Raw genomic sequence first — 17,040 nt, forward strand, 5'->3', positions numbered from 1 at the left:
GCCAGTGTATTTAGGATTGTGGTTGATGAGAATACGTTCGTGTACCAAACAATGCTGTCCCGATTCGAACCCATGTGGCACCAGCAGCAATCGCTTCGGTTAAATCTGCTGACATTCCCATACTTAAAGTATCCCAATCTTCAGGATGACAATGTGCTGTACTTACCTCGGCAAATAAACGCTGTGCATCAGCAAATGCTGCTGTATGCTGTGGTGCAGGAATCACCATCAGTCCACGTAATTTTATATAAGGTAACTGGCTGATCGCCCTAACTAAATCTGCCACTTCATCCGGTCGGCAGCCATCTTTGCTATTTTGGTCATCAATATTGACTTGTAGACACAAATTGAGTGGAGCTTGTGTCGCCTGACGCTGACTGGATAAACGTTCAGCAATAATTAAACGATCTACACCATGCACCCAGGCAAATTTTTCTGCTAAATGTTTGGTTTTATTCCGTTGTACATGTCCTATAAAATGCCATTCGATGGCTAAATCTTGTAAAGCATCAATTTTATCCAAAGCTTCTTGTAAATAATTTTCACCAAATGCATATTGGCCTATGGCATACATCTCACGAATACTTTCAGCAGGATGAGTTTTCGAAACCGCCAACAAATTTACCTCACTAGGTAAACGATGTGCTGAAATACAAGCACGATTGATCTGTGCTAATACTAAATTGCGTGATACTTGAAAATTATTCATTGATGACATGCTCATTTTATTGTTCATGATGAATGCACCATAAACAAAATAATTGCTGAAGTGAATGGAAATATCATGATTTTAGCAAAAAAATAAAACTTTAATTTTTTCTTGGGGAAATCACATGGATATTACCGCTTTATTAACTTACGCTGTGCAACATGGCGCATCTGATTTACATTTGTCGGCAGGTATGCCACCAATTGTTCGTATTGATGGCGAACTACAGCCTATGGATGTATCTTGTTTAGATCATGAGCAAATACAACAATTAATTTTAAGTATTATGGATCAGCAACAAGGCCATAATTTTATCACAGAACGAGAAATTGATTTTGCTTTTGAACTGCCCAAGGTATCGCGTTTTCGTATTAATGCATTTCATCAAAATCGTGGTGCTAGCGCAGTATTCCGTATCATTTCATCACAAATACTCAGTATGGAACAACTGGCATTACCAGCAATTTTTCAACAAATTTGTGAATATCCACGTGGTATTGTTTTAGTCACCGGCCCAACAGGATCTGGTAAATCAACGACCTTGGCTGCGATGATTGATTATATTAACCATCATTATTGCAAACATATTCTCAGCATTGAAGATCCTATAGAATTTATTCATCAATCAAAAAAATGCTTAATTAATCAGCGTGAGATATATCGTGATACATTAGGTTTAAATCAAGCATTACATGCCGCACTACGTGAAGATCCCGATATTATTTTGATTGGTGAAATGCGCGATGCGGAAACGATGCGATTGGCTTTAACTGCAGCAGAAACAGGACATTTAGTTTTTGCCACTTTACATACATCCTCGGCAACAAAGACGATTGACCGTATTATAGATACTTTTTCTGCACAGGAAAAAGATAGTGTACGTGCCATGTTGGCAGAATCGCTACAAGCGGTTATCTCACAAATATTATTAAAAAAACAACATCAAGGGCGTGTAGCTGCACATGAAATTATGATCGCCATCCCTGCAATCCGTAATTTAATTCGAGAAAATAAAATTGCTCAAATGTATTCGGTATTACAAACGGGTGCCGTTTATGGCATGCAAACTTTAGATCAAAGTTTAAAACATTTGTTACATCAAGGTACCATTACCTTACAGACTGCGCGTAGCCTTGCCAAGCAACCAGAGATGTTTAAATAAACTGTTTCAGTCATATGCTATTGATCATAAATTTAAATGAATAGCCATGGATCAATATTCAATTGATCGCTGAATACATAGCCAAAAAAATAGGCTTCGTTATTGGAAGCCTATTTTGTTATTTCTTGCGAAAAATTTCTTGGCACTCTGGTGCATTACAATAACCATATAGGTTTAATGAATGTCCTGTTAAAGCAAAGCCAAATTTCTTAGCAACTTCATGCTGCTCATGTTCAATAACATCATTTGTAAATTCAACGACTTTATTACAATTTTGGCAAACAATATGATCATGATGATCTTCTTGCATGATTTCAAAAACAGAATGATTGTTTTCAAAATGATGACGTTGAATAATACCTGCAGCTTCAAACTGAGTTAATACACGATAGACTGTTGCTAAACCAACATCCTCTCCTTGCTCAAGTAATGTTTTATAAATATCTTCAGCACTTAAATGATGTTGTTTTGAATTTTCTAATAATTCGAGTATTTTTATACGTGGAAGTGTAACTTTCAATCCAGCTTTACGTAAGTCTTGATTTGAAATAGCCATGAATTTGATCTCTCAACAAAATTAAAGTTGGAATATGCAACAAACATCAGATGCAGTATGATCTATGATTGAGTCAAATGCATCATAATTAATTTGGGATAGTGTAGCAAAATGCAAAAAATCATGTTGACGTTGTTCGTCACTTCGTTGCTCGCAGGTTGTTCAACCTTAGGCGTTTACAAAGTTGATATTCCTCAAGGCACACCACTGACTCAAGCACAAGCTGCTCAGATTCAGGTTGGTATGACTTACCAGCAGGTCCGTTTCTTGCTCGGTAGTCCAACAATAGCGGATCCATTGAATCCTTTACGTTGGGACTATATTTACAATTATATCCCAGGAACTTATGCTAAAAAAGCAAAAATTCCAGCAGCACGTGGTCAGCATTTAAAAATCTTCTTTAATTCTGAAGGTATTGTAGAAAAGATTGAAGGTTTGGATACGATTCCTGAGTCTCAACCTGGTTTACCAGGATCTAAAGAAGCCATTTTAAATGCGCCCCCACTATAAGTTCTTTCATCATTAAAATAAAACCCCTCTATGAGGGGTTTTTTATATCATTTCAATTGTTTAAACCGATTACCCTTAATAACTCGCCCCACGGGATAGTTTTGAGCACGTTTACGCCGAATATCCTGAGGATGAATCGTTAATGGACGATAAATCTCAATCCGATCTCCCGCAGTTAATTGATGCTGTAGATCTTTCATTACTGTGGCAAAAATACCCCATTTAAACGGCTCTGACAATTGAACCTGCTGCCGAATACCACTCAAATTAATGGCTTCAATTGCCGTCATCCCTTCATAAAAATCTACGGCAATCTTAAGCTGTTGCTGTGGAGAGGCATATACTACCCAAACCTGTTCTACACTCATGCTAACCAATATCCAACATAGGCAATCATGGCCAATATCATCACCAATGGCAATATAATACGCACAGCAATACGCCACAGGTTATAAAAAATTTCATGACTAAAATTCATCGATTTACGTAAATGACTTATTTTCATGATCCATCCCACAAAAATAGCATAAATCAGACAAATGATTAGACCCCACATCACCAGTAGATGATTAAAAATACTATTCATCTGTGGGATAGCCCAGACCAATAATCCAAACAATAAAATAATCCACTGAAATATTGGGACAATTCCACGTTGAAATAATTGCTCTCTGGCCATTTGTAATAACAATGCTGAGGTCATAATGACCGCAATACTAAAGACATGTGCTGGAATTTGTGCCTGAATCGCAAAAAAGCCAAATGCAATCACTGCCAATAGTTGGGCAATCCAGATAGGTATAACTACTTTAGTTGCAACGTCTTGGTGTTGTACAGCCGTCAGGCTCGACTGCCAATATAAGCCCAGACCTAAACCACTCGCCACCAAAGCTAAAATGGTTGCATTACCCCATTCAGCAAAGCCAACGCTGGTCATTTTCCACTCAGGTAGATTGATTCCAAACATATTGGCCAAGATCAGTGCCGCAATCACAGCAATCATGATCAATATCACCAACAACTGACGTGGAATAAAAGAAACGATTAAACTGACCACAGCCAAAATAAGCAGCAACGTATTTGGCATTAATTGAGGCAAAGCATAGCTGGTTAGAATTTGACTGGCATTACTTAAAATTCCACCAGATAAAAACGGAATAAAAATTACAGCCAACCAACCGACTATACGCCACTTTGGTGATGCTTCAGCATCACGTGTTAAAGCAGATAATGCATTTAAAGCTGTTGTTTTTGAACGCTTTGCTAAAGCAATTTCTAAATAACAAATCGGCAATGCAACAATAATCATGGTCAATAACCAGAGTAACCAAAAATCAATTTGTCGCTCTATTTGTATTCCTGTTACCGGAGCAAGCGTGGCGATAATAATAAATGATAAACAAAACGCCATCAGCGGCGATAACCAGCGTGATATAACATGATCCGGCATGATGTTTTCCTATGCAAAAGTTATCGCTATTTTGCCCATGTCATAACGGAAAATCAAAAGTAAAAAAGAAAAAGCCCTGAAAGTAGGGCAAATATCTCATTTATCATTTGCTAGACAAACTGAAACAGGCCTAGTTACCGTCAAACTTAAATCAGGATCAAGCTGTTGGTTATGTAACTAGCTACTGATAACTCATGTCATCAGATCACATCTATCAACAGCAGTCCGATATTGAATAGAATTTAAAAAGTTAATGATTGTTATGAAGCGCTTAAATACGCTCTACAGAGGATGAAAAAAATCGAGCAAACCAATTTTTACCTTTTTTACGTTCTTTATCTTGAATAATCCCCAACATATTTTCTTTAACTGCTCCCACATAATCAGCATCATCATGTTGAATATGATTGATTAACCATTTTGCCAAAACTTCATGTAACTCAGCTTCAATTGCTTGCCCTGTTTCAAAACGATGACGATAGGACTCAATTTTTTTAATAAATAGATCGTGTACACGTTTATGTGGAATGCGATATTTATAACCCGCTTCTTCTTGCAAGGATTCCTCAAAGGTAAAATGTGACTGCGTATAATCAATAATATGATCTAAAATTTCCTGAACTTTAGCACGTTCAAGTTCAAGATTATCTAATCCATTAATATATTCTAGAATGCGCTTATGCTGATCATCAATAACATCAATACCTGTATTATATGCTGGAATCCATTTCATGCTCATACGATCTCTGCCCCCATTGATCTGAATATACAATTTATATTAGTCATATTGAAATTAAATAAAAATAAACTAATTTACTCAACATTTTAAATATCGCGCACATTTCTTTATATACATATGATTTATATCAGTTAATTATTTTAATCCGACTAAAAAAATCAGTTATTTTTTAAGCATACTTGTACTATTTGGCCTGTATTTTGTTAATCGCCCAAAGCCAGCTCAAGGAAGTATAGGCTACAATATTTCAGCTCACTCACTATTTTGAGCATAAAACATCGCTTGATTGATCGAATTGGACTAGAACCAGATTGAAAGATGTAAAACATCAACGCGTCTATCCGCTTAAAAAACGCATCTGCGCCATAATACAACAGACATCCAGTCAGTATAGATCAAATTTTATTGTTGATATGTCGCCATATCATCCGTTGAATACTCAGTATCTTCACATGATTGTTCAATCATTAGCTCATGTATTTAATCGATTATTTTACAACCATTAATATTGATCTGCTTTGGTTATACGCTTTAATGAAGGATCGAGATGCTCTCGTTGCAAACGTGCAATGATGGTATTTTGTTGCAAAATAGGTTGGCCATCTTGAAATAAAATCATTTCACCAGGCCGATAGGCAATCCACTGTTCATTTTGTGTAAGTGGCTCTGTAGTAATAATTGCCACCCGATCTTCTGGAGTCGTCACTTGACTAAAATCAACTTCAACATCTAAATCAATTAATTGAGCCGGTTTAAAGGGATATTCTCTTACTAGCCAGTGTAATTTGGTCACAGCATAACTAAACAGCGCCTGCCCATTAGAAAGGCAGAAATTAAATGTACCATGCTCAGCAATTTGTGGTGAGATTTCAACAAGTACCGCGAAAATCTCTGCCAGTGTAGGCTCCTTAAAACCAAATCTTAGAATCAGTTGATCCAGTAGATAACAAAATGAACGTTCACTGTCGGTATTGCCTACTGGGGTATATCGTCCGGATAAAACCGGATGAAAATCATGTAAATCACCATTATGAGCAAAAATCCACTGTCTTCCCCAAAGCTCACGCATAAATGGATGTGAATTTTCTAGATTAATTTTGCCTTGTGTTGCTTTTCGAATATGTGCAATAACATTACGAGATTTTATAGGATAATTACGAATTAACTCGGCAATTGGTGATTCAACCGCAGATTGATTATCGACAAATAATCGACATGCTTTGTCTTCAAAAAATGCGATACCAAAACCATCAACATGATCAGAGGTAATTCCTGCACGCTGTGAAAACCCACGAAATGAAAAGGTAATATCCGTCGGTGTTGCACAGTTCATTCCCAAAAGTTGACACATAATATTTCATCAAGAGCAGATTGAGTGATGACTATATTTTGCCTGAGATCATGATATTTTCAAATCATAATCGTGTATTGATCAAAATAAATTCCTTAATTTAGGGGCTGTTTATGCTTTGAAACGAAGTCATATGCTAAGTTCAATTAGCATCAATACGACAACGAGATATGAGTAGATGTTTCCATCATCCTCACTGCACAACAGCCCCTAATCATGATTACATCAGCATCATACGATAAATGCGATCTGTAACTTAATGCTCATTTTTTTTGCTATGTACACGGTTCGTAATTAAAGTTCCAACCCCGTGATCAGTAAAGATTTCCAGTAAAGATGCATGTGGTACACGGCCATCGACAATATGAGCACTGACGACTCCTCCTTTAACAGCATCTAAAGCACAACCCACTTTAGGAATCATACCGCCATAAATAATACCGGTCTCAATTAAGCGATCTACTTCTTGCGTGGTTAAACCCGTTAACAGGTTTTTATTTTCATCGAGTACCCCTGCAATATTGGTCAATAAAATCAGTTTTTCAGCACCCAATGCTTCAGCAACCTTACCTGCAACCAAATCTGCATTGATATTATAAGTTAAACCCTGTTCATCAACGCCAAGAGGTGCAATGACAGGAATAAAATCACTTTGCGTAAACATTTCCAGTACATCAGTTTTTACACCAACAACTTCACCAACCAGACCTAAATCAATCTGTTGTACTGTTCCATCTTCAGTGACTTTTTCCATCAGCAACTTTTGTGCACGAATCAAATTACCATCTTGACCTGTTAGACCGATCGCACGACCACCATGCTGATTAATTAAATTTACGATCGACTTATTCACACTACCGCCGAGCACCATTTCAACAACTTCCATCGTCGCGGGATCAGTAACACGCATACCATCAATACGTTGTGACTCTCGGCCTAATTGTTTTAAAAATGAATCGACTTGTGGTCCACCACCATGGACAACAATCGGATTCAAACCGACTGTTTTTAATAAAACAATATCTCGGGCAAATGAACTTTCCAACTCTGGATCTGTCATGGCATTACCACCATATTTAACCACCAGTGTTTTACCAGCAAAACGTTGAATATACGGCAAAGCTTCTGTCAAAATTTGTGCTTTGTCGATGCCAGTCTGTTGATTTGGCATTCGCCTCTCCTTATTGAGCATCTAATATATCTTGGGCAATTTGAGGGTACTGATCGCTTAACATTGCAGCAAAAACAGACCGAATATGATTTAAGTGTACAGGGCTTTGAGCATCAAAACGTACAGTAAAGTACTCGCCTGTATTTGATGCCCGAATAATGCCAAATCCATCTTCAAAATCAAGTCTTACCCCATCAATTTTACTTAATTTCGCATTGAGGGTATGACTTTTGGCTGCAACCGTATCAAGTACCAATTGGGGATCAAATTGATAAGTACTAATATAAGTGTCTTCTGTACTGGTTCTTTCAGGATATTTTTCAAATAATTGAGATATTTTTAGATCAGGAAACTGACTCAAATACTCTAATACTCTAAGCGCAGCATAAAGACCGTCATCATACCCCAAACCACGCCCGTCATTAAAGACATAATGTCCCGCAAACTCTCCACCAAAAACAGCATTTCCATTTGATTTAGCAATATATTGGCGTAAAAATGAACTTCCGGTTCTCAGCATCACTGGAATACCATTCATGGCTTTTACAACAGCATTAATCATCGCTGAACATTTAACATCGTAAACAATTTCATGCCAAGGATGTCGAGCAAGACAGATTTCAGCACATACGGCAATAAAGCGATCTGCGGTAATGATATGTGCGGACTCATCTAGCAATACAACCCGATCACCATCACCATCCAGTGCAATCCCTACATCTGCCTGAGCATTGATTACAGCCTGTTTTAATTGATGAAGATGGATTGCTTTTGAAGGATCTGGTGCATGATCTGGAAAATTTCCATCTGCATGACAACGTATTGCGATGACCTCGCATCCTAACTGCTTTAAAATCAGTTTAGCACAATGACCTGCTGATCCATGTAAACCATCAACGACCACTTTAAAACGGCGTTTAAAGTGAATATCTGTGGTTAAGTAATCTTGATATGCGTATTGAAATCTAGCCTCATACTGAATTTGAGTGTATTCAGGTGGATCTGTGATTGAATTTAGATCGAGATAGCGATAGGCCAAATTTGCAATTTGCTGAATTTTCTCTGGACAAGGTGGCAGCCCATTGAGTATCCACTTAATTCCATTATCTGATTTTGGATTATGGCTGGCTGTAATCATAATCCCATTTCCAGCTGTCTGCTGTGCTGAAAAATACATCATTGGACTAGAACAGCAACCAATCTGAAGCACCTGCATACCCTGTGCTTCAAATCTTTGCGTCATGATCGCAGCATAGTCTGCACTGGTAAGGCGTGCATCATATCCCAATACAATTTGAAATTGATGTGCTTGTTTAAATTGATGCACCAACGCATCAGCAATTGCAGCCACAACCGATGGACACAATACATCAATATTTCCACGAATATCATACGCTCTAAATATATGAAAAGGAAAATGATATTGTTGAGCATTCATAGGTAATGACTTTGATTAATAACGAAGTAATGGTATAAAAAATCATTTTTCAGTAAAAAAACTTTACTGACTTTGATTATTTGAAATGGATAAATAATACTATTACTGCCAAGGCAGTGAATGGATAGATGCATAGATCTTGTTTATTATTAATCTATTTTGAATTAACTTTCAATAAGATTTCAACATGGGATCAAGCAATCAGCAGATCCCATGCTGCAACAGTTAATTTTGACCTGTATGACCAAAACCACCAGCACCACGCTCAGTGGCAACAAATTCTTCAACTTGCTCAAACTCAGCTTGAACCACAGGTACCAGTACATATTGTGCTAAGCGCTCACCTGGTTCTAAAACAAATGTACTTTGACTACGATTCCAGACTGAAACCATGAGTTCACCTTGATAATCTGAATCGATTAAACCAACCAAATTACCTAACACAATACCGTGTTTATGACCTAAGCCTGAGCGCGGTAAAATCAAACCCGCAAAGTTGACATCTTGAATATAAATTGCCAAGCCTGTTTTAACTAATATCGTTTGACCTGGTTCAATCGAGATGGCTTCATCAACACATGCGCGCAAATCTAAACCTGCCGAACCTGTGGTCGCATAAGTGGGTAAAGGCCATTGTGTACCTAAACGCTGATCTAATACCTTAACCTGAACTTTCATGAATTTTCCTACTTGATATTCATCTATGTAATAACTTAGCGTTTAATTAACGCACGTAAATTTTCTAAATACTGTTGAGCTTGTAGTTTTGGATCAATATTTCCAGCAAGCTTTTTCTTGCGTCCTAACCACTCTAATTCATCTTGTGGTAATTCATCCAGAAAACGACTTGGTGTCATTTGTTTCATTTGCCCGCCAGCTTTACGCTGCTCAGCCAAAGTAATGGTTAACCCTTGACGAGCCCGCGTAATGCCGACATACATCAAACGCCGTTCTTCCTCCACCGTATCGGCAGCAATCGAATTTTTATGCGGTAGAATTTCCTCTTCCAAACCAATTAAATACACAAATGGAAATTCCAAACCTTTAGAAGCATGTAATGTCAGCAAGTTGACTTTATCTGTATCTTCTTCTTCTTGCTGCTGTTCCAGCATATCCAGCAATACCATCTTACGAATCACACTTTCAATGTTTTTTTCATCAACATCTTCAGCGCGATTAATCAGACTTTGAATACTGCTGTATAAAATCTCAATATTATCTAACTTGGTTTTTTCTTGTGCTGGTGTTGCCGCTGATGCTTTAATATAGTCAATATATCCAGCTTCAAGCATCATTTGACGAATAATCGGTACTGGCTCATCATCTTCTAATAAATCACGGGTAAAATTAGCTATAAATCCAGCAAACTCAGCCAATTGAGTCGTTGCTTTCTGAGGAATTGCTAAACTTAAGCGCTGATCACCGGCTGCTGCAAGTAAAGATAAATGGCTTTCTTGTGCAAACAAACCTAATTTTTCAAGTGTCACTGGACCAATGGCACGTTTCGGCGTATTAATAATACGTAAAAAGGCACTATCATCTTCAGGATTAATAATTAATCTCAGATAACTCATGATATCTTTAATTTCTGAACGTGCAAAAAAAGATTGTCCACCTGACAATTTATAAGGAATTTGCATTTGACGTAACTGAGTCTCTAAAACCCGTGCCTGAAAATTACCCCGATATAAAATGGCATAATCTTTCCAATTTTTACCATTCATCAATTTATGCGTGATTAAATCTTTTACAACGCGTTCTGCTTCATCATCATCATGACGACATGTAATCACCCGAATGGTTTCGCCATGACCTTTATCAGACCATAATTTTTTATCAAAAATATGCGGATTATGACCAATTACCGTATTGGCTGCTTTTAAAATACGGCTAGTAGAACGATAATTTTGCTCTAATTTAATCACTTTTAAATTTCTAAAATCATCGTTAAGCAATGCCATATTTTCAGGCTTAGCACCACGCCATGCATAAATAGATTGATCATCATCGCCCACAGCAGTGAATTGCCCCATCACCCCAACCAGCAATTTGACCAGAATATACTGTGCCGTATTGGTATCTTGATATTCATCAACCAATAAATAGCGAACACGATTTTGCCAACGATCACGTAATTCTGCATTTTCTTGTAATAATCGTGTTGGAATTACAATTAAATCATCAAAATCAACTGCATTATAGGCACGTAAATTACGTTCATATAGCTGATAGAGATGTGCCATCTGAATATCATCAGCAGTTTCACACGTGGTATGTGCTTGCTCGGGAGGAATGAGATCATTTTTCCAATCCGAGATCATTTTCATGGCTTTGGCAATCAATTCTTTACTTTCTGCACCGGATAGATTATCGCGCTGCATCAGATCCATCAAAATTCGCTTGCAATCATCTGCATCAAGAATGGAAAAGTTGGCTTTTAAAGGGGTATGTTTTAATTCAATCCGTAATAGATTCAAACCAAACGTATGGAAAGTGGATACTGAAAGACCTTTAGACTCTTCACGATTTAATAATTTACTGACACGTTCTTTCATTTCACGTGCCGCTTTATTGGTAAAGGTCATTGCAGTAATACGATGTGCTGGAATACCGCAATGCTTGACCAGATAAGCAATTTTACGTGTAATCACAGATGTTTTACCTGAACCCGCCCCCGCAAGTACTAACAAGGGTCCTTGAGTATATTGCATGGCTTCAAGTTGCTTGTCATTTAATTGACTTGCAAGTGACATATTCGCTCCTCATTTTGATTCGGCTTCGATTATAGACATCTGATGCTCACTTGCCTAATGCAAAATACATTTAAATGTTGATAAAAAAAACCACCCAAAGGTGGTTTTTAGGATAATTCAAACTTGATTATTGAATTGCATATACACTAATTTCAACACGGCGGTTTTGCTCACGGCCTGCAGCAGTTGCATTACTTGCAATTGGATTTGCCGCACCCATACCTTGAGCATTAATACGTGTTGTTGATACACCACGACTCGCAATATAGTTCGCTACAGCTTGTGCACGCGCTTGAGATAATGGAATATTAATCGAATCATTACCGGTATTATCAGTATAACCTGTCACTAAAATACCGCTTTTGCTATCTTCAGTTAAGACTTGAGCAACTTTATCCAAAGTGGCATAAAAGTTTGGCTTAATATTTGATTTATTTGTATCAAATGTAATACTGCCTGGCATAATTAAGCCCACAGAGCCATCTGGATTACGGTTGACTTCTACGCCTGTACCCGCCATTTGTTGGCGAAGTTTTTTCTCTTTATTATCTAGATAAAGACCTGCACCACCACCTAGTAATGCACCAATTGCTGCAGCACGATTATTTTGACTTGAAGTATTGGCATTACCTTTAGAAATACCATAACCTGCTGCTGCACCAATTACGGCACCAATCGCAGACTTATCATATTCAAATCCACCCATGTTGTTGCCTGTAGATTGACAACCTGAAAGAACCATCGCACCTGCGATTGCTGAAATTGCTAATGCACGCATTGCATGCCTCCTGCGTTATATTATGGCTTGCTATTGTAAATAATGAAGCAAAATAAGTCTTTAGAATAGATTAGTTTTGTTAACATTTTTTTACTATGTTGCAAAATGTAAAAAAATAATTTCACTTTTTATCTAAAAATCATCATCGTTTCTTCATCATTATATGCGCTATACTTCTCAAACACGTATACAACATCTATGATAAATACCATATTCAATATCAAGTTATAGTTCTATAAAGGCAAAATATGACCATTGAGTTACACAAACAGCCCTTATTTAAGAAAATTTCAACAGGCATCACAGTCGGTACTGTAATCACGGGCAGTACATTTTTTCATGGTCCACCTGTCTTAGCGCTAGGCTTAACCAAATTATTGCGTCAATCACAAAAAGTTGATGAAATGAATATTGAACTGACCAACCGCTGGCTTAAAGTCAATAACTGGTTAATTGATCATGTATTACCCAACACACAATGGGATATTACGGTTGATCCACAACTTGATTTAAACCTACAGGGACGCTACCTCATGACCTGTAATCATCAAAGCTGGGTAGATACCACGGTCAATCAATATTTTGGTCTAACACGTATGCCTTTAACACGTTTTTTTACCAAATGGGAGCTGATTTTTATTCCTTTTGTTGGGCAAGCGTTTAAGATTTTAGGCTTTCCTATGATGAAGCGTCATAGTAAAGCACAGATTGAAAAAAATCCTGATCTTAGACATCGTGACATGGATGAGGCTAAAAAAGCCTGTGCACAACTCTTAAGCCAGCCATTTACCTTGTTGAATTACGTGGAAGGTACCCGTTTTAGTGCTGAAAAACATGCACAGCAACAATCTCCCTATCGACACTTACTTAAACCTAAAGCGGGTGGACTAGCACTTGCATTACATATTTTAGGTCATAAAATCGATGCTTTTGTTGATATGACGATTGTTTATCCTGATGGTGTACCAGGTTACGGTGAATTTTGGCTAGGTGAGGTTCCTCGAATTGCTGTCAATTTACGTAAAATTGATATTCCAGCTTGGGTTCTTGATGGTAATTATGAAGAAGATCCTATATTTAAAGCACGTTTTCAGGACTGGATTGCGATGCTCTGGACAGAAAAAGATCAACTGATTGATGAGATGAAACAACGCTTAAATCATCTTTAAAGCAATAAACTAAAGTCTGTTGATGTTCATCAAATCATTTAGATGATCGGCTAGAATCATGCAAACAAAATATACAAAGCATGAAATGGTTATACCGTTTTTTAATGTTTATATTTGAATTTTAATCCATTTTAGCGCTAACCTACATATAAATCAGGAAATATAATGGCTGCAGAAAAACCAAGAATTAAACCGACTTTCAATTTTGTGAAGGAAGGTTCTTGGGGGTGGAAAGTTGCACTCGGTTATGACATTTTTATGATGTTTTTGATCATTATAAATTTGTTTTGTTTAAGTTCAAATGCCATGCTAATGAGTGACTTTTCAATTTGGTTTTTTGATCTCATTCAACTTTCAGAGTTACTCAATTATTATAAATCAGAACTTAGACCTTGGGTTGTTATTACTGAAAGCTGGTTCACCAGTCTATTAATCATCGAATTATTGGTGCGTTGGTGTATTGCGATCATCATGAAACAGCATCAAAGATGGTTCTTTTTTCCTTTTGTACATTGGTATGAAATTTTAGCGATTATTCCGCAGTTACGTTTTTTACGTCTATTACGTGCAGGTGCGATTGCCTATCAACTGCATGAGCATGGCTATCAAATTTTTCCCAATCGTTGGTATAAACAAGCCAACTTTTATTACAATTTACTGATGGAAGAATTGACCAGTCGTATTGTGTTAACGGTATTAACTGGCATCAAAAAAGAATTGACCACCAGTACCACACACAAACAGCTGATTGCAGAGATCATCAATCATCAAAGACAGCTATTTGCCGTTGCATTATCCGATATTTTAACCGATACACTAGGAAAAGAATTACAAAAAAACCGTGATTTAATTGCCAAGGATATTGGTAAAATTGTGAATCAGGCAATCGAGGATACACCCGAACTGACACAATTATTGCGTCTTATCCCGATTGTGGGAAACCGTATCGAACAGCAGATACAAAGTATTGGGCAACGTCTGGGTGAAAATATTACCCAAGGGATCATTCAACCATTTGCAACAATACAATCTGGAGAAACACTTCCCTCCTATCGTTATATTGCCAAGCAAATCAGTCAAATTCCTTTGGAAAAAAATACCAATATCGACCGTCTGGTATCATCTGCGGTCTTTGAAAGCTTAGATGCAATCCAACAACAGGTGAAAATCAAACATTGGCAACAGATCATGGAAGAAAGTAAAAATGAGGCAAAACAAAACAAAGAATAAACAGATGCAAAATAAATTAATATGGATGCTAGAGAATTTATGAAATTTGTTCTAGCATCTGCTTTCACTTCTTACAAGTTCGACAATACTGAGTCGTGCAAAATCCTCAAGGAATCATTATGGCTGACATACGGATAAAAGGCAGAATGGTCAATGCGCTGCGCATTATCTTAGACACCAATGATCATGATGTGATTCGCCAGCAACTGACCCCATTGCTTGAAAAAACGATTGCTGCTGGAACATTGGTCGTGATTGAAAGTACGGTTGAACAAGAGTTAATCGCTTTAATTCAATTACTGATTAGTCTAGATGTACAACCAATGGCTGTGACTGAAGGGCTGCTGACTGATCAGGCACGCTCTATTCAGTTTCCAGTGGTGCCTATAGACCGAAAAATGCAAAAAATAAAAGCAACAAAAGAACAAGTGGTTGAGATTAAACCAGAGACCGATACCACCATTGCTGCTGTAGAAGAACAAATTGTAACAGAAACAACTATCACACATATCACATCATATCATGATGAAATTTTACGTACCGGACAGTGTTTAGTACAAAAACATGGTGACATCATCATTAATGCTGGGATTAATAGTGGTTCGGAAGTGATCGCATCTGGCAATATTTATCTATATGGTAGTGTTCGCGGTCGAGTCATTGCCGGTTTTGGTGGTAATACCAGTGCCAGAATTTTTTGCCATTCACTAGAAGCAGAATTAGTTTCGATTGCTGGAATCTATTGTGTTGCAGATGATATTGCACCGGATATGTTAAAAAAATCAGTACATATTTACTTAAATGATCAGCAAGAACTGGTCTTTGACGTTATCCCATTTTAATGTATAAATAAGCATTAAAATCCCCCCCAAATATAGGGGATTTTTATATGATAATAGGAGTGGATTCGGTGGCAAAAATTGTTGTCGTAACATCAGGTAAAGGTGGTGTAGGTAAAACTACTACAAGCGCATCTTTTGCAACAGGATTAGCCCAACGTGGCCACAAAACTGTTGTTATAGATTTTGATGTAGGCTTACGTAATCTCGATTTAATCATGGGCTGCGAACGTCGTGTGGTCTATGATTTTGTCAATGTATTAAACAATGAAGCACGATTACAACAGGCTTTAATTCGCGACAAGGATATAGAAAATCTCTATATTTTACCTGCATCACAAACACGAGATAAAGATGCGTTAACCGATGAAGGTATCGCACGTGTTATGGACGAATTATCGCAAGAATTTGATTACATTATTTGTGACTCTCCCGCAGGCATTGAACGAGGCGCTATTTTAGCGATGTATCATGCGGATGAAGCCATTATTGTCACCAACCCTGAAATTTCTTCAGTCCGTGACTCTGATCGCATCATTGGTATGCTCGACAGTAAAACAAAAAAAGTAGAGCAAAATGAAGGACGTATTCGCAAGCATTTATGTATTACACGTTACAATCCAGAGCGTGCAGACAAACAAGAAATGTTAACGATTGATGATATTTCTAAGGATATTTTACGAATTCCAACCTTAGGTGTTATTCCTGAATGTAAAAGTGTCTTACAGGCATCCAATGAAGGAAAACCCGTTATTCTGTATCCAGATGCTGATGCTGGCCAAGCCTATGATGACCTAGTGGCACGTTTTCTTGGCGAAGAGCGTGAATATCGCCATATCACAGCAAAACCTAAAGGTTGGTTAGCACGATTATTTGGAGCATAAGATGGCTAGTTTTTGGAGTAAATTATTTGGTGGTGATGACAAACCAACCAGCGCACAAACTGCTAAAGATCGTCTCAAAGTCATTGTTGCTTCTGAACATGGTCTTAGCCGTCGTCTTAGCCCAGATAAAATTGAACAAATGAAAAAAGAAATCATGCAAGTTGTCAACCGTTATGTACGCGGTGTGGATGAACAGCATATTCAAATGTCAGTTCGTTCAGAAGCTAATATTGAAATGCTGGAAATGAATATCAATTTGCCTGAAGAGCGATAATCTGATTTCTGATTAGGCAATTGCATT

The 17,040-nt window shown here is 37.5% G+C and carries 18 protein-coding genes; 7 read left to right on the top strand and 11 right to left on the bottom strand.

Features of this window, described 5'->3' with window-relative positions:
- Positions 1–10 precede the first annotated feature (10 nt).
- Complete coding sequence (locus QSG86_RS01160) at positions 11–709, bottom strand: YggS family pyridoxal phosphate-dependent enzyme (protein ID WP_317032488.1); 699 nt, start codon at positions 707–709, stop codon at positions 11–13.
- 124 nt (positions 710–833) lie between these two features.
- Here QSG86_RS01160 and QSG86_RS01165 point away from each other — a divergent pair, with 124 nt between their 5' ends.
- Entirely contained in the window at positions 834–1,871 is a 1,038-nt protein-coding gene (locus tag QSG86_RS01165; RefSeq protein ID WP_317032489.1) for a type IV pilus twitching motility protein PilT, read from the top strand.
- A gap of 118 nt (positions 1,872–1,989) precedes the next feature.
- Here QSG86_RS01165 and fur read toward each other — a convergent pair whose 3' ends face one another.
- Complete coding sequence (gene fur / locus QSG86_RS01170; RefSeq protein ID WP_317032490.1) at positions 1,990–2,427, bottom strand: ferric iron uptake transcriptional regulator; 438 nt, start codon at positions 2,425–2,427, stop codon at positions 1,990–1,992.
- 111 nt (positions 2,428–2,538) lie between these two features.
- Between fur and QSG86_RS01175 the strand changes: the two genes are divergently transcribed.
- Positions 2,539–2,937 (top strand): outer membrane protein assembly factor BamE, encoded by a 399-nt coding sequence (locus tag QSG86_RS01175; RefSeq protein ID WP_317032491.1) that lies wholly within the window; start codon positions 2,539–2,541, stop codon positions 2,935–2,937.
- A gap of 47 nt (positions 2,938–2,984) precedes the next feature.
- Here QSG86_RS01175 and QSG86_RS01180 read toward each other — a convergent pair whose 3' ends face one another.
- The 9 genes from QSG86_RS01180 to QSG86_RS01220 form a co-directional block, all read right to left on the bottom strand.
- Positions 2,985–3,305, bottom strand: a complete 321-nt coding sequence (locus QSG86_RS01180) for an RnfH family protein (protein ID WP_317032492.1) — start codon at positions 3,303–3,305, stop codon at positions 2,985–2,987.
- Positions 3,302–4,387 carry a hypothetical protein gene (locus QSG86_RS01185; protein WP_317032493.1) on the bottom strand — a complete coding sequence of 362 codons (1,086 nt, stop codon included), beginning with the start codon at positions 4,385–4,387 and terminating at the stop codon, positions 3,302–3,304. The genes QSG86_RS01180 and QSG86_RS01185 overlap by 4 nt, the downstream gene beginning before the upstream one ends.
- A gap of 271 nt (positions 4,388–4,658) precedes the next feature.
- Positions 4,659–5,126 carry a bacteriohemerythrin gene (locus tag QSG86_RS01190; RefSeq protein ID WP_317032494.1) on the bottom strand — a complete coding sequence of 156 codons (468 nt, stop codon included), beginning with the start codon at positions 5,124–5,126 and terminating at the stop codon, positions 4,659–4,661.
- Between the two features lie 502 nt (positions 5,127–5,628).
- A complete protein-coding gene (locus tag QSG86_RS01195; protein WP_317032495.1) occupies positions 5,629–6,477 on the bottom strand; it encodes a class II glutamine amidotransferase in 849 nt (282 codons plus the stop codon).
- Between the two features lie 256 nt (positions 6,478–6,733).
- Positions 6,734–7,648, bottom strand: coding sequence for an acetylglutamate kinase (gene argB / locus QSG86_RS01200; RefSeq protein WP_317032496.1), 915 nt, complete (start codon positions 7,646–7,648; stop codon positions 6,734–6,736).
- A 10-nt stretch (positions 7,649–7,658) separates the two neighbouring features.
- Positions 7,659–9,086 carry a phosphomannomutase/phosphoglucomutase gene (locus QSG86_RS01205; RefSeq protein WP_317032497.1) on the bottom strand — a complete coding sequence of 476 codons (1,428 nt, stop codon included), beginning with the start codon at positions 9,084–9,086 and terminating at the stop codon, positions 7,659–7,661.
- Between the two features lie 225 nt (positions 9,087–9,311).
- The gene (gene dut, locus QSG86_RS01210) at positions 9,312–9,764 is read right to left on the bottom strand and encodes a dUTP diphosphatase (protein ID WP_317032498.1); all 453 of its coding nucleotides are present in this window, start codon (positions 9,762–9,764) and stop codon (positions 9,312–9,314) included.
- 35 nt (positions 9,765–9,799) lie between these two features.
- Positions 9,800–11,839, bottom strand: coding sequence for a UvrD-helicase domain-containing protein (locus QSG86_RS01215; RefSeq protein WP_317032499.1), 2,040 nt, complete (start codon positions 11,837–11,839; stop codon positions 9,800–9,802).
- Positions 11,840–11,966: 127 nt separating this feature from the next.
- Positions 11,967–12,617, bottom strand: coding sequence for an OmpA family protein (locus tag QSG86_RS01220; RefSeq protein WP_317032500.1), 651 nt, complete (start codon positions 12,615–12,617; stop codon positions 11,967–11,969).
- A 248-nt stretch (positions 12,618–12,865) separates the two neighbouring features.
- On the opposite strand from QSG86_RS01220, the gene QSG86_RS01225 reads away from it, so the two are divergent.
- The 5 genes from QSG86_RS01225 (at position 12,866) to minE (ending at position 17,013) form a co-directional block, all read left to right on the top strand.
- The gene (locus QSG86_RS01225) at positions 12,866–13,786 is read left to right on the top strand and encodes an acyltransferase (RefSeq protein WP_317032501.1); all 921 of its coding nucleotides are present in this window, start codon (positions 12,866–12,868) and stop codon (positions 13,784–13,786) included.
- A 165-nt stretch (positions 13,787–13,951) separates the two neighbouring features.
- Complete coding sequence (locus QSG86_RS01230; RefSeq protein ID WP_317032502.1) at positions 13,952–15,016, top strand: preprotein translocase subunit SecA; 1,065 nt, start codon at positions 13,952–13,954, stop codon at positions 15,014–15,016.
- A 119-nt stretch (positions 15,017–15,135) separates the two neighbouring features.
- Positions 15,136–15,858, top strand: coding sequence for a septum site-determining protein MinC (minC, locus tag QSG86_RS01235; protein ID WP_317032503.1), 723 nt, complete (start codon positions 15,136–15,138; stop codon positions 15,856–15,858).
- A gap of 68 nt (positions 15,859–15,926) precedes the next feature.
- Positions 15,927–16,739: a septum site-determining protein MinD gene (gene minD / locus QSG86_RS01240; RefSeq protein ID WP_317032504.1), complete on the top strand. Its 813-nt coding sequence runs from the start codon at positions 15,927–15,929 to the stop codon at positions 16,737–16,739.
- A 1-nt stretch (position 16,740) separates the two neighbouring features.
- Positions 16,741–17,013: a cell division topological specificity factor MinE gene (gene minE / locus QSG86_RS01245; protein ID WP_317032505.1), complete on the top strand. Its 273-nt coding sequence runs from the start codon at positions 16,741–16,743 to the stop codon at positions 17,011–17,013.
- Positions 17,014–17,040 lie beyond the last annotated feature (27 nt).

The sequence above is a fragment of the Acinetobacter sp. SAAs474 genome, from assembly GCF_032823475.1.
Taxonomy (GTDB): domain Bacteria; phylum Pseudomonadota; class Gammaproteobacteria; order Pseudomonadales; family Moraxellaceae; genus Acinetobacter.

Bases quoted from the DNA above. Each gene is read 5' to 3' on its own strand.
- QSG86_RS01215 (WP_317032499.1), bottom strand. From the start codon at position 11,839: ATGTCACTTGCAAGTCAATTAAATGACAAGCAACTTGAAGCCATGCAA.
- QSG86_RS01220 (WP_317032500.1), bottom strand. From the start codon at position 12,617: ATGCGTGCATTAGCAATTTCAGCAATCGCAGGTGCGATGGTTCTTTCA.
- QSG86_RS01205 (WP_317032497.1), bottom strand. From the start codon at position 9,086: ATGAATGCTCAACAATATCATTTTCCTTTTCATATATTTAGAGCGTAT.
- minC (WP_317032503.1), top strand. From the start codon at position 15,136: ATGGCTGACATACGGATAAAAGGCAGAATGGTCAATGCGCTGCGCATT.
- QSG86_RS01195 (WP_317032495.1), bottom strand. From the start codon at position 6,477: ATGTGTCAACTTTTGGGAATGAACTGTGCAACACCGACGGATATTACC.
- QSG86_RS01160 (WP_317032488.1), bottom strand. From the start codon at position 709: ATGAATAATTTTCAAGTATCACGCAATTTAGTATTAGCACAGATCAAT.
- fur (WP_317032490.1), bottom strand. From the start codon at position 2,427: ATGGCTATTTCAAATCAAGACTTACGTAAAGCTGGATTGAAAGTTACA.
- QSG86_RS01175 (WP_317032491.1), top strand. From the start codon at position 2,539: ATGCAAAAAATCATGTTGACGTTGTTCGTCACTTCGTTGCTCGCAGGT.
- QSG86_RS01180 (WP_317032492.1), bottom strand. From the start codon at position 3,305: ATGAGTGTAGAACAGGTTTGGGTAGTATATGCCTCTCCACAGCAACAG.
- QSG86_RS01230 (WP_317032502.1), top strand. From the start codon at position 13,952: ATGGCTGCAGAAAAACCAAGAATTAAACCGACTTTCAATTTTGTGAAG.
- QSG86_RS01185 (WP_317032493.1), bottom strand. From the start codon at position 4,387: ATGCCGGATCATGTTATATCACGCTGGTTATCGCCGCTGATGGCGTTT.
- minE (WP_317032505.1), top strand. From the start codon at position 16,741: ATGGCTAGTTTTTGGAGTAAATTATTTGGTGGTGATGACAAACCAACC.
- dut (WP_317032498.1), bottom strand. From the start codon at position 9,764: ATGAAAGTTCAGGTTAAGGTATTAGATCAGCGTTTAGGTACACAATGG.
- argB (WP_317032496.1), bottom strand. From the start codon at position 7,648: ATGCCAAATCAACAGACTGGCATCGACAAAGCACAAATTTTGACAGAA.
- QSG86_RS01190 (WP_317032494.1), bottom strand. From the start codon at position 5,126: ATGAGCATGAAATGGATTCCAGCATATAATACAGGTATTGATGTTATT.
- QSG86_RS01165 (WP_317032489.1), top strand. From the start codon at position 834: ATGGATATTACCGCTTTATTAACTTACGCTGTGCAACATGGCGCATCT.
- QSG86_RS01225 (WP_317032501.1), top strand. From the start codon at position 12,866: ATGACCATTGAGTTACACAAACAGCCCTTATTTAAGAAAATTTCAACA.